Genomic DNA, 12,130 nt, shown 5'->3' with positions numbered 1-12,130 from the left:
TCGACTCCGAGAAATACCAGCTCAAACCCCGCGACTGGGCCACCGCCGAAGCCCGGGGCACCACCATCACCCCCCTGATCACCAAGCTCAACACCATCCGGCGCGCCCACCCCGCCCTGCACCGGCTCAGGAACCTCCGTTTCCACCACACCGACAACGACGCCGTGATCGCCTACAGCAAGCGCACCGGGTCCGACGTCGTGCTGGTGGTCGCCAACCTCGATCCGCACCGCACCCAGGAGGCGACGATCTCACTGAACATGCCGGAACTCGGCCTCGACTGGCACGAGTCCACGCCGGTCCACGACGAACTGACGGGTGAGACCTACCACTGGGGCAGGACCGACTACGTGCGCCTGGAGCCCGGACGGGCACCCGCGCACGTCCTCCATGTCCAGCGCTCGTCCGCCGCGGCGCCGAACGGAGGGTGGTAGGTCCCATGACCGTCAACGAGCCCGTACCGGACACCTTCGAGGACACGCCCGCAAAGGACCGGGACCCGGACTGGTTCAAACGCGCCGTCTTCTACGAGGTCCTCGTCCGCTCCTTCCAGGACAGCAACGGCGACGGCATCGGCGACCTGAAGGGCCTGACCGCCAAACTCGACTATCTCCAGTGGCTCGGCGTGGACTGCCTGTGGCTGCCGCCCTTCTTCAAGTCCCCGCTGAAGGACGGCGGTTACGACGTCTCGGACTACACCGCCGTACTGCCCGAGTTCGGCGACCTCGCCGACTTCGTGGAGTTCGTGGACGCCGCGCACCAGCGCGGCATGCGCGTGATCATCGACTTCGTCATGAACCACACCAGCGACCAGCACCCGTGGTTCCAGGAGTCCCGCAAGAACCCCGACGGCCCCTACGGCGACTACTACGTCTGGGCCGACGACGACAAGCAGTACGCCGACGCCCGCATCATCTTCGTCGACACCGAGGCCTCCAACTGGACCTTCGACCCGGTGCGGGGCCAGTACTACTGGCACCGGTTCTTCTCCCACCAGCCGGACCTCAACTACGAGAACCCGGCCGTGCAGGAGGAGATGCTGGCGGCGCTGAAGTTCTGGCTCGACCTGGGCGTCGACGGGTTCCGACTGGACGCCGTGCCCTACCTCTACGCCGAGGAGGGCACCAACTGCGAGAACCTTCCCGCCACCCACGAATTCCTCAAGCGGGTGCGGCGCGAGGTCGACGCCCTGTACCCGGACACGGTGCTGCTGGCGGAGGCCAACCAGTGGCCCGAGGACGTCGTCGACTACTTCGGCGACTACACCTCCGGCGGCGACGAGTGCCACATGGCCTTCCACTTCCCGGTCATGCCGCGGATCTTCATGGCCGTACGACGCGAATCCCGCTACCCCGTCTCCGAGATCCTCGCCAAGACCCCGGCGATCCCCTCGGGCTGCCAGTGGGGCATCTTCCTGCGCAACCACGACGAGCTGACCCTGGAGATGGTCACCGACGAAGAGCGCGACTACATGTGGGCCGAGTACGCCAAGGACCCCCGCATGCGCGCCAACATCGGCATCCGGCGGCGCCTGGCGCCCCTCCTGGACAACGACCGCGACCAGATCGAGCTGTTCACGGCCCTGCTGCTGTCCCTGCCCGGCTCGCCGATCCTCTACTACGGCGACGAGATCGGCATGGGCGACAACATCTGGCTCGGCGACCGCGACGCCGTCCGCACCCCGATGCAGTGGACCCCGGACCGCAACGCGGGCTTCTCCACCAGCGACCCGGGCCGCCTCTACCTCCCCACGATCATGGACCCGGTCTACGGCTACCAGGTCACGAACGTCGAGGCCTCCATGGCCTCGCCGTCCTCGCTGCTGCACTGGACCCGCCGGATGATCGAGATCCGCAAGCAGAACCCGGCCTTCGGCCTGGGCACCTACACCGAACTGCCCTCCTCCAACCCCGCGGTGCTGGCGTTCCTGCGGGAGTACGAGGACGACCTGGTGCTCTGCGTCAACAACTTCGCCCGGTTCGCGCAGCCCACCGAACTCGACCTGCGGGAGTTCGCCGGGCGCCATCCGGTCGAGCTGTTCGGCGGGGTGCGGTTCCCGGCCATCGGCGAACTGCCGTACCTGCTGACCCTCGGGGGCCACGGATTCTACTGGTTCCGGCTCACCCGAGTCGCATCCCGCATCGGCCGCCGAGTGTGAGCGGCACAGGCCGAGGAAAGGACGCGTCACCATGCCGAAGACCGCATCCCTGCGCCCGAGACCAGCGCGGCAACTCGCCGACCCCATGGTGTCGCTCGGCGAACTGTTGCTCGAGTGGCTGCCCCGGCAGCGCTGGTTCGCCGGCAAGGACCGGCCCGTCACCGACCTCGGCCTGCTGTCGATGACGGAGCTGTTCCCGGGCTGTCTGCACCTGCTGGTGCACACCGGGCACGGGCCGGTGCCCGCGCCCGGGGGCACCCTGGCGGGCGGCGACTGCTACCAGTTGCTGCTCGGTGTGCGGGAACGGCCGTCGCCCCGGCTGGGCCGCGCGCTCATCGGGCAGGTGCAGGACGGCCCGCTGGCCGGCCTGACGGTGTACGACGCGCTGCACGACCCGCGGGCGGCCCAGCTGCTCCTGGAGCGGCTGCGGCACCCGGGCACCGCCGGTCCGCTGCGCTTCGAGTGCGATCCGCTGCGACCGGTGCCCGCCGGGCTGGTGCCCCGGCTGCTGGACGCGGAGCAGTCCAACTCGTCGCTGGTGTACGGGGACGAGTTCATCCTGAAGCTCTTCCGGCGCATCCAGCCCGGCGTCAACCCGGACCTGGAGGTGACGGGCGCGCTGGCCCGGCAGGGGTGCGGGCGGGTGCCGGCGCCCGTGGCCTGGTTCCGGACCACGCATCCGTACGGCGCGACGCTGGGGGTCCTCCAGCCGTTCCTGCCCGACGCGGCCGACGGCTGGACGCTCGCCCTGGACGCGCTGGCCGCCGGGGACGACTTCACCGCGCAGGCCCACGACCTGGGCCGGGCGACGGCGGACGTGCACGTGGCCCTGGCGTCGGCCTTCCCGGCGGGCGCGCCCGGGGAGAACGGCCGGACGGCGGCGGGGATGACCGAGCGGCTGACCTCCGCCGCGCACGCCGTCCCGGCGCTGCGGCCCTTCGTGCCCGGTCTGCGGTCCGCGTTCGCCGCGCTGGCCACCTGCGACGCCGGTCCCGCCGCCCAGCGCATCCACGGCGATCTGCACCTGGGGCAGGTGCTGCGGGCCGGCCGGGACTGGTTCGTCATCGACTTCGAGGGCGAGCCGTCCCGGCCGCTCGCCGAGCGCCGCAGCGCCCACTCCCCCGTGCGGGACATCGCGGGCATGCTGCGCTCGTTCGACTACGCCGCCCGGCAGCGCCGCCCGTGGCGCCCCGAGTGGGCGCGCCGCTGCCGCGAGGCCTACTGCGCGGGCTATGCCGCCCGGGCCGGCTGGGACCCGCGCAAGAAGCACGGCCTGCTGCGCGCCTACGAGACGGACCGGGCCGTGTACGAGGTGCTGTACGAGGCCCGGCACCGCCCCGACTGGCTTCCCGTACCCATGGCGGCGATCGAACGACTCGCCGTGAGAGGAGACTGACATGGCCCTCCGCGACACCTCGCTCCCCGAGCCGTCCGGTCCCGTCCCGTCCGCCACCGGACCGGTCGGCACCGCGCCGCCGCTCGACCCCGAGGACCGGGGCCGCCTGCTGGCGGGCGCCCACCACGACCCGCACGCCCTGCTCGGCGCCCACCCGGTGCCCGGCGGTGTCGCCTTCCGGGCGCTGCGGCCCTTCGCCCGCTCCGTGGGCGTCGTCGTCGACGGCGAGCGGCACGCCTTGGTCTCGGAGGGCGACGGCCTGTTCTCCGGGGTGCTGCCCCTGGACGCCGTCCCGGAGTACACCCTGTCGGTGGCGTACGCGTCGGACGAGGCCGAGGTGCACGACCCGTACCGGTTCCTGCCGGCGCTGGGCGAGTTCGACCTGCATCTGATCCGCGAGGGCCGGCACGAGCAGCTGTGGCGGGCGCTGGGCGCCGAGCCGATGACCCACCAGGGCGTGCGCGGCACCCGCTTCACGGTGTGGGCGCCCAACGCCCGCGGCGTGCGCGTCGCCACGGACTTCACCTACTGGGACGGCACCGCGTTCCCGATGCGCTCCCTCGGCTCCTCCGGGGTGTGGGAGCTGTTCCTGCCCGGGGTCGGCGAGGGCACCAAGTACAAGTTCGAGATCACCTCGCAGTACGGGCACCGGTTCCTCAAGGCCGACCCGATGGCCCGGCTCGCCGAGGAGCCCCCGAACACGGCGTCGGTGGTCACGGCGTCGCGGTACGCGTGGGGCGACGAGGAGTGGATGCGGCACCGCGCCGACACCCCCGTGCACGAGGCGCCGTTCTCGGTGTACGAGGTCCACCTGCCGTCCTGGCGGCCGGGGCTGACCTACCGCGAGCTGGCCGACGTGCTCCCCGCCTACGTCAAGGACCTGGGCTTCACCCACGTGGAGCTGATGCCGGTCGCCGAGCACCCCTTCGGACCGTCCTGGGGCTACCAGGTGACGTCGTACTACGCGCCGACCGCGCGGCTCGGCACGCCGGACGACTTCAAGCACCTGGTCGACGCGCTGCACCGGGCCGGCATCGGCGTGATCATGGACTGGGTGCCGGCGCATTTCCCCAAGGACGACTGGGCGCTGGCCCGCTTCGACGGCGACCCGCTGTACGAGCCGGGGGACGCGCGCCGGGCGGAGCACCCGGACTGGGGCACGTACACCTTCGACTTCGCCCGGACGGAGGTGCGCAACTTCCTGGTCGCCAACGCCGTGTACTGGTGCGAGGAGTTCCACATCGACGGCCTGCGGGTCGACGCGGTCGCCTCCATGCTCTACCTGGACTACTCGCGCGACTCCGGTCAGTGGGAGCCCAACGCGTACGGCGGCCGGGAGGACCTGGCGGCCATGGCGTTCCTCCAGGAGATGAACGCCACCGTCTACCGGCGGTGCCCCGGTGTGGTGACGATCGCGGAGGAGTCCACGGCGTGGGGCGGGGTGACGCGGCCCACCGACACCGGCGGTCTCGGCTTCGGGCTGAAGTGGAACATGGGCTGGATGCACGACTCGCTGGAGTACGTCGCCCACGAGCCGGTCCACCGCAAGTACCACCACCACGAGATGACCTTCTCGATGGTGTACGCCTACAGCGAGAACTACGTGCTGCCGATCTCCCACGACGAGGTCGTGCACGGCAAGCAGGCCCTGGTGTCGAAGATGCCCGGCGACTGGTGGCAGCGGCGCGCCAACGTCCGGGCCTACCTCGGCTTCATGTGGGCCCACCCCGGCAAGCAGCTGCTGTTCATGGGGCAGGAGTTCGCCCAGGGCGCCGAGTGGTCCGAGCAGCACGGTCCGGAGTGGTGGCTGCTGGACGACGGGTACCACTCGGCGGGCGACCACCGCGGGGTGCGGGACCTGGTGCGCGACCTGAACGCCCGCTACCGGGCGACGCCGGCCCTGTGGCAGCGGGACACCGACCCGGGCGGGTTCCGGTGGGTGGCCGTCGACGCCGCGGAGGACAACGTCTTCGCGTTCCTGCGCTTCGGCGCGGAGGGCGCCCCGCTGCTGGCGGTGTCGAACTTCTCCCCGGTCGTCCGGCACGACTACCGGCTCGGCGTCCCCGACGACGTGGTCGCCTGGCAGGAGGTCCTCAACACCGACGCCGCGCACTACGGCGGCAGCGGCGTGACCAACCCCGGCCCGGTCAAGCCGGAGGACGGGGCGCTCCGGCTCACCCTGCCGCCGCTGGCCACGGTGTGGCTGATGCCGGCCGATCTGTGAGCCCTGGCGGCACGACCAGGTGTCCGGCGCCCGGAGCGGGGCAGTCGGGGTCGTACGACCGAGAAACCTCGTCGTCGCCGCGCAGGGCTCACGGAAGGGCGGCATCATCGTGCGCACCGTCGGAGTGGAGGAGGAGCTCCTCCTGGTCGACCCCGAGACCGGAGAACCGCGGGCGCTGTCCGCCGCCGTGCTCGCCCGGGCCGCGCACGAGGACGCCGGGCAGGAGGTCTTCGAGAAGGAACTGCACGACCAGATGGTGGAGTTCGCCACCCATCCGCAGTCGGACATGGAGCGCCTGGGCACCGAGATCGTGCGCTGCCGCCGGGAGGCGGCCGAGTACGCCGGGGAGCTCGGCTGCGCCGTGGCCGCGCTGGCCACCTCCCCGCTGCCGGTCACTCCCGCGGTCGGGGTCAACCGCCGCTACCGGTGGATGGCCGAGCAGTACGGCGTGGTGGTCCAGGAGCAACTGGTCCTGGGCTGTCATGTGCACGTTTCCGTGGCCTCGGACGAGGAGGGCGTCGCGGTCGTCGACCGGGTGCGGCCGTGGCTGCCGGTGCTGACCGCGCTGAGCGCGAACTCGCCGTTCTGGCAGGGCAAGGACTCGGGATACCACAGCTACCGCAGCCGGGTCTGGCAGCGCTGGCCGTCGGCCGGCCCCACCGAGCTGTTCGGCTCGGCCGAGACCTACCACCGGCGGGTCGCGGACATGGTCGCCACGGGCACCATCCTGGACACCGCCATGGTCTACTTCGACGTCCGCCTGTCCGAGCGCTATCCGACGGTGGAGTTCCGGGTCGCCGACGTCTGCCTGCACTCCGGGACCGCCGTCCTGCTGGCCGCGCTCGCCCGGGCCCTGGTGGAGACGGCCGCGCGGGAGTGGCGGGCGGGCCGGGCGCCGGCCGATCCCAGCGTGAGCATGCTGCGGCTGGCCGCCTGGCGGGCCGCCCGGTCCGGGCTCTCCGGGGAGCTGCTGCACCCGGCGACCATGCGGCGGATGCCCGCGGAGGCGGTCGTACGGGCGCTGCTGGAGCACGTCGGGGAGGCGCTCGCCGACGCCGGTGATCTCGGCCGGGCCCGGGCGGCGTCGGCCGCGCTGCTGCGCCACGGCAACGGCGCGCAGGTGCAGCGGGAGCTGCTGGAGCGCACGGGGAGCCTGCGGGACGTCGTCACCGGGTGCGTGCGGCGCACCCTGGAGTGAGGGGTCCCGCCGGCCGTGACCGGCGGGAAGGTCACAGGATGAGGACCAGCGCGTAGGCGAGGAAGCCGGCGGCGATCAGGACGGCCACGGCGAGGATCAGCGTCAGCGGTGCCTTGGCCCACCCCTTGGGCGGGTTGTGGTCCTCTCGCGGGCCCGCCTCGGGCAGGCTGCTCTCCGCGGGCGGGGTCTCGCCGGGCGGCACACCTCCACCTGGTTCGAGGCCGGAACTGCGTTCGGGTTCGGGGTCGGGGTTCGTATAGCTCATGCCGTCCGAGTCCCCCGATCCGGCCGAGATCATCAAAGCGGGAACACTTCTGCCGTCCCGGTCCCCGGCCCGCGTCGCCTCCGATACATTCGAGCACCGCCGATGACGGTTCTCGTCGGCTCCGTCACGCCCCGTACACCACAGGAGCAGCGCATGCGCGATGTCGCTCCCGCTCCCCAGGCGGCCCCGCCCCTGACCGGAGGGCTCGCCGACAGCCTCTTCGACACGGCGGCCCGCACACCCACGCTGCCGCTGCTGGCCCGCCGCCCCGACCCGGCGTCGGACGTGTGGGAGGAGGTGACGGCCGTCGAGGTCCGCGACGAGGTGGTGGACCTGGCCAAGGGGCTGATCGCGTCCGGGATCGCGCCGGGCGAGCGCGTGGCGGTGATGGCCCGCACCCGGTACGAGTGGACGGTGCTCGCCTACGCGCTGTGGGCGGTGGGCGCCGAGGTGGTGCCGATCTATCCGACCTCCTCGCGGGAGCAGGTCGAGTGGATCCTGCGGGACGCCCGCTGTGCGGCGGTGGTGGTCGAGGACGAGCAGAGCGTGATGACGGTCGGCTCGGTGTGCGCGTCGCTGCCGGCCCTGCGCCACGTCTGGCAGCTGGACGCCGGTGCGCTGCGGGAGCTGACGACCCGCGGGGAGTTCATCCCGTCGCCCACGGTCGACTCCATGCGCCGCATCGTGCTGCCGGACTCCACCGCGGTCGTCGCCTACACCTCCGGCACCTCCGGCCGGGCCATGGGCTGCGCCCTCAGTCACCGGGGACTGGCCGGCGTCTGCGACACGCTGCTCGCGGGCTGGGGGCACACCGCGGCCCCGCCGGGACAGCAGGGCGCCGTCCTCGCCTTCCTGCCCTTCTCCCACGTCTACGGGCTGATGATCCAGGGCCTGTGCATCCGCGGCGGACTGCTGATGGGCCACGAGCCGGAGATGACCGGGGAGGCGCTCACCTCGGCCCTGCGGTCGTTCCGGCCCACGTACCTCTACGCGGTGCCGTCGCTGCTGGAGAAGATCTACAAGAACTTCCTGCGCACGGCCCAGCAGGCGGGCCGCGGCGGCCTGTTCGAGCGGGCCGCGGACACGGCCCGGGACTTCGCCGCGGCCGTGGAGCGCCGGCGGCTGACCGGCGGGCCGGGTCCCGGCTTCGACCTGCGGCTCCAGCACGCGCTGTACGAGCGGACGGTCTACCGACGGCTGCGCGCCGCGCTCGGCGGGCGGGTCCTGCGGGCGACCTGCGGGGGCTCACCGCTCAGCCGCGAACTGTCGCTCTTCTACGAGGGCATCGGGATCTACGTCCACGACGGCTACGGGCTGACGGAGACCAGCGGCGGGGTGACGATGCAGCCGCTGGGCCGGGAGAAGTCCGGCACCGTCGGCCGGCCCCTGCCCGGCACGGAGGTCCGGGTGGCCGACGACGGGGAGATCCTGCTGCGCGGCCCGTCGGTGTTCCAGGGCTACATCGGCGACGAGGCCGCCACCCGGGCCGTCCTGCGCGACGGCTGGCTGGCCACCGGGGACCTGGGCCAGCTCGACGACGAGGGGTACCTCACGATCACCGGACGCAAGAAGGACATCATCATCACCAGCGGCGGCAAGAGCGTGGCCCCGGCCGCCCTGGAACAGCGGCTGCGGATGCACCCCTTGGTCCACCAGGCGGTCGTCGTGGGCGACAACCGGCCCTGCGTGGGGGCGCTGATCACGCTCGACCCGGAGTTCCTGACGCACTGGCGGGCGGGACTCGCCCTCCAGGGCGACGCGGCGCTGCGCGAGGCCCGGGAGGAGAACGCCCTGCGCGAGGAGGTCGCCCGGGCGGTGGCCGCCGCCAACAGCGCGGTGTCGCGGTCGGAGTCGATCCGGGTCTTCCGCATCCTGCCGGAACCCTTCGACGTGGCCAGCGGGCTGCTGACGCCGTCGATGAAGCTCCGCCGCGACGAGATCGTACGGACCTACGCCGCCGAGATCGACGCGATGTACGAGGCCCGGTCGCGCCGGCCGCGGACCCTGCCGGACGAGTCCGCGGCCTGGGACGACTCGGACAACGTGTTCCTGCGCTGAGCGGCGGCGCGGGCCGGTCAGCCACCGACGTACCAGCTGAAGCCGCCGACGGCGAGCAGGACGGCGTACAGGACGAGGGCGACGACGCCGAGCACCAGGCCGGCCTTGGCCATGCCGGACCCGCCCTTGGCCGGGGCCTGCCGCAGCCCCAGGACGCCCAGTACGATGGCGACCGGTCCGAGGATCACGCTCAGTACGAACAGGCCGATGATTCCGCAGACCAGGCTCGCCACGGCCAGACCGTTGGTGCCGGACCTGGAAGCCGCGGGGGAACTGCCGTAACCGGTCATCATGTCTCCTGTTGCGAGGGGATTCGGACAGCCGGACGCTCCGGACGGAGCGCTCCGGGGGTCTTGCGCAGTCCGTCTGCCCGCCGATCCGCTGCGCATTCCGGGCCGCACCCGGACGGCGAGCACCGGCGTCGTCACCCGTCGTGACCAGCTGTGGCGGGGCGCAGACAGGCGCGTAGGCTCGGCCGGCACGGGAACTTACACACGTGGAGAAGGCAAAGGAGAGCACGACAGTCCGGCCGCGGGCCGGGCCCGGGAAGGCGAAATGGCAGCCGAGTCGCGTAGGGACAGGACACTGGCTTCCGAGGAGATCACCAACCGCACCGCCAGCTTCGCAGGGGAACTGCACAACGTGACCGGTGCGCGGCTGGTCGCTGAGGACTTCCTCTACGACCTGTCACGGGTGTCGCCGCCGACGGCCCCCGAGCACTGGGACGACATCCTCCTGGTGGTGACGGAACTGGCGGCGAACGCGGTGCAGTACGCCCCGGGCCCCTTCCAGCTGCGGCTGCGGCGGACCTTCGACGGCGTGCACGTGGTCATGCACGACACCAACACCACGCCGCCCGCGCCGCGCCCCTTCCACCCGAGCAACGGCGGGGGCGGCATCGGCTGGCACCTCATCCACACCCTCTGCGACCAGGTCAGCGTCGTCGCCGACGAGCGGGGCAAGGACATCCACGTCTTCCTGCCCTGGTGAGCTTCCCCGCTCCCCGTCCCCGTCAGCGCCCCGGGCGTTTCCGCCGGACCCCGCGGATCACCCGTCGTGTGCCTCCCGCACCGGCATCAGCACGCCGATCACCTTGCCGCCCCCGGGGCGGCGGTCCACGGTGATCTCCCGTGCCAGGCGGACGACCAGCGGCCACCCGTAGCCGTTGCCCCGGTGCCCCACGGGGAAGACGGCCGGCCCGTAGGCGGCCTCGGGCACGACGTCGCTGCGGTCGTGAACGCCGACCCACACCCCCTCCGAGGTGGTACGGGCCTCGAAGCCGGCCAGTCCCCCGCCGTGCCGGATCGCGTTGGTGACCAGTTCGGAGACCACGAGCAGCAGGTCGATGACGTCCTCGTCGCGGGGGCGGCGGCCCTCCGCGGCCCACTGCCCGCGCACCACCGCCTCCGCGTGGGCCCGGGCCGTGGCGGCGCCGGTCACCGCGGCGCGCGGCGGTGCGGTGACCTGCACGGTGGTCTGATCGGTCGGCTCCATGTCAGTCGGTGTCCCTGCGTTCCGCTCGACTTCGCTGGCACCCGGCTCAGGGTGCGGGGGTCTCCCGCGGCGGCAGCCGGTCGTAGTAGTCGCCGACGGCCGCGAGGTAGCCGCGGTCCATGGTCTCGCTGTCGGTCCGGAACCGCGGCGCGCCCTTGACCTCGGCCCGGCTGCACGACAGGGTCACCCGGCGGGCCCCGGTGTCGACGCCCGTGATCACGCCGACGGGCACCAGCACGCTGCGTCCGAAGACCCACACGCCGGTGTCCACGACCAGGTGCCGCATGCCGAAGTGGTCCGCCTGGCGGTCGACGTGTCCGATCGCGCCGTCGCGGGCGACGACCGCGCACCCGGTCAGGTCCGCTCCCTCGACGTGGCCGCTGTCCGGCGGGTACGACCAGATGCTGTCCCTCGGCACGCTGCTCCTTCCTTCCCAGGCTCGGTGACGGGCCGCCTCCGGGCGGCCGTGGTCGCCGTCCCGGTCCCACAGCAGCGGATACCCGCCGGGCGCCACCGCATTCGGAGCGCGTCGCAGCACGTCGGCGCGGTGCCCCGGGCCGGTTCGGGCCCGCGGGCGCACGAGAGCACACCGGGGCGGGCCGCGTCGGACGGCGGTGGCCTGCCGCCCCCACGGGCTCCCAGGCCGCCACGGTCTCCCGCGCCGCCGCGGGCCCCACGCAGCGCCGGGCACCCGCTCCGGCGACCGCGGGCCGGGCGTCCGCGGGCCGTCGGGGCGTCACACGACCGCCACCCCGCTTTGTCCGCGCCCCGCGCGGTGGGTTAGCCTCTGACGTATTTTTTTCACCGTCGGGCAAATCCGTGAACTGCGGAAATGCACGCACATCATGCCCGGGCGGCCCGGCCGGTCCGGGCGGGTTCCGAGTCCTCCGCCGCGGGGACTCCTGGGGAGCGGAACGAGGGTGCGCATGACCAGCGACAGCACCGGGGGCGTCGATGCGGTCCCGGTACCGGGCGATCAGGAACTGCGGCGGCTCCTGGCGGGGCTGACGGCCGTACGGGACGGTGACTTCGGCACCCGTCTGCCGGCCGACGCCGAGGGCCTGATGGGGGACATCGCCACGGTCTTCAACGGCATGGTCGACCAGTTGTCCGTGTTCACCTCCGAGGTCACGCGGGTGGCCCGCGAGGTCGGCACCGAGGGCCGGCTCGGCGGCCAGGCCAGGGTGCCGGGCGTCTCGGGGACGTGGGCCGATCTGACGGACTCGGTCAACGCGATGGCGGGGAACCTGACCACGCAGGTGCGGGACATCGCCCAGGTGGCCACGGCGGTGGCCCGCGGCGACCTGTCGCAGAAGATCGACGTGGACGCCCGCGGC

Annotated in this window: 12 protein-coding genes; 8 read left to right on the top strand and 4 right to left on the bottom strand. The window is 72.7% G+C overall.

The annotated features are described in order from the left end of the window. The 5 genes from ACZ45Q_RS25085 to ACZ45Q_RS25065 all read left to right on the top strand — a co-directional run. On the top strand, positions 1 to 434 hold a 434-nt coding region (locus tag ACZ45Q_RS25085; RefSeq protein ID WP_468265206.1), incomplete at its 5' end, for an alpha-glucosidase C-terminal domain-containing protein. Positions 435 to 439: 5 nt separating this feature from the next. Then, a complete protein-coding gene (gene treS, locus ACZ45Q_RS25080; protein WP_468265204.1) occupies positions 440 to 2,158 on the top strand; it encodes a maltose alpha-D-glucosyltransferase in 1,719 nt (572 codons plus the stop codon). A gap of 31 nt (positions 2,159 to 2,189) precedes the next feature. Beyond that, positions 2,190 to 3,554: a maltokinase N-terminal cap-like domain-containing protein gene (locus tag ACZ45Q_RS25075; protein WP_468265202.1), complete on the top strand. Its 1,365-nt coding sequence runs from the start codon at positions 2,190 to 2,192 to the stop codon at positions 3,552 to 3,554. A gap of 1 nt (position 3,555) precedes the next feature. Beyond that, on the top strand, positions 3,556 to 5,778 hold the full coding sequence (glgB, locus tag ACZ45Q_RS25070) for a 1,4-alpha-glucan branching enzyme (protein WP_468265200.1): 2,223 nt from the start codon (positions 3,556 to 3,558) through the stop codon (positions 5,776 to 5,778). A gap of 109 nt (positions 5,779 to 5,887) precedes the next feature. Continuing rightward, on the top strand, positions 5,888 to 6,976 hold the full coding sequence (locus ACZ45Q_RS25065; RefSeq protein ID WP_468265198.1) for a glutamate--cysteine ligase: 1,089 nt from the start codon (positions 5,888 to 5,890) through the stop codon (positions 6,974 to 6,976). Between the two features lie 31 nt (positions 6,977 to 7,007). Here the strand turns inward: ACZ45Q_RS25065 and ACZ45Q_RS25060 are convergent, their stop codons facing one another. Beyond that, complete coding sequence (locus ACZ45Q_RS25060; RefSeq protein ID WP_468265196.1) at positions 7,008 to 7,241, bottom strand: DUF6480 family protein; 234 nt, start codon at positions 7,239 to 7,241, stop codon at positions 7,008 to 7,010. Positions 7,242 to 7,394: 153 nt separating this feature from the next. On the opposite strand from ACZ45Q_RS25060, the gene ACZ45Q_RS25055 reads away from it, so the two are divergent. Further along, on the top strand, positions 7,395 to 9,299 hold the full coding sequence (locus ACZ45Q_RS25055; RefSeq protein WP_468265194.1) for an AMP-dependent synthetase/ligase: 1,905 nt from the start codon (positions 7,395 to 7,397) through the stop codon (positions 9,297 to 9,299). A gap of 17 nt (positions 9,300 to 9,316) precedes the next feature. On the opposite strand, the gene ACZ45Q_RS25050 is transcribed toward ACZ45Q_RS25055, so the two are convergent. Continuing rightward, on the bottom strand, positions 9,317 to 9,589 hold the full coding sequence (locus ACZ45Q_RS25050) for a DUF4190 domain-containing protein (RefSeq protein WP_468265232.1): 273 nt from the start codon (positions 9,587 to 9,589) through the stop codon (positions 9,317 to 9,319). A gap of 265 nt (positions 9,590 to 9,854) precedes the next feature. On the opposite strand from ACZ45Q_RS25050, the gene ACZ45Q_RS25045 reads away from it, so the two are divergent. Then, on the top strand, positions 9,855 to 10,289 hold the full coding sequence (locus ACZ45Q_RS25045) for an ATP-binding protein (protein ID WP_468265192.1): 435 nt from the start codon (positions 9,855 to 9,857) through the stop codon (positions 10,287 to 10,289). A 57-nt stretch (positions 10,290 to 10,346) separates the two neighbouring features. Here the strand turns inward: ACZ45Q_RS25045 and ACZ45Q_RS25040 are convergent, their stop codons facing one another. Further along, entirely contained in the window at positions 10,347 to 10,793 is a 447-nt protein-coding gene (locus ACZ45Q_RS25040) for an ATP-binding protein (RefSeq protein ID WP_468265190.1), read from the bottom strand. Between the two features lie 46 nt (positions 10,794 to 10,839). After that, complete coding sequence (locus ACZ45Q_RS25035) at positions 10,840 to 11,211, bottom strand: PRC-barrel domain-containing protein (protein ID WP_468265188.1); 372 nt, start codon at positions 11,209 to 11,211, stop codon at positions 10,840 to 10,842. A 508-nt stretch (positions 11,212 to 11,719) separates the two neighbouring features. Here ACZ45Q_RS25035 and ACZ45Q_RS25030 point away from each other — a divergent pair. Then, a partial coding sequence (locus ACZ45Q_RS25030) for a HAMP domain-containing protein (protein ID WP_468265186.1) occupies positions 11,720 to 12,130 on the top strand: 411 nt, incomplete at its 3' end.

It is taken from the genome of Streptomyces sp. NPDC031049 (genome assembly GCF_055571015.1).
The sequence above is the reverse complement of the archived record's forward strand: the minus strand, read 5'-3'. Positions and strand labels throughout refer to the sequence as shown.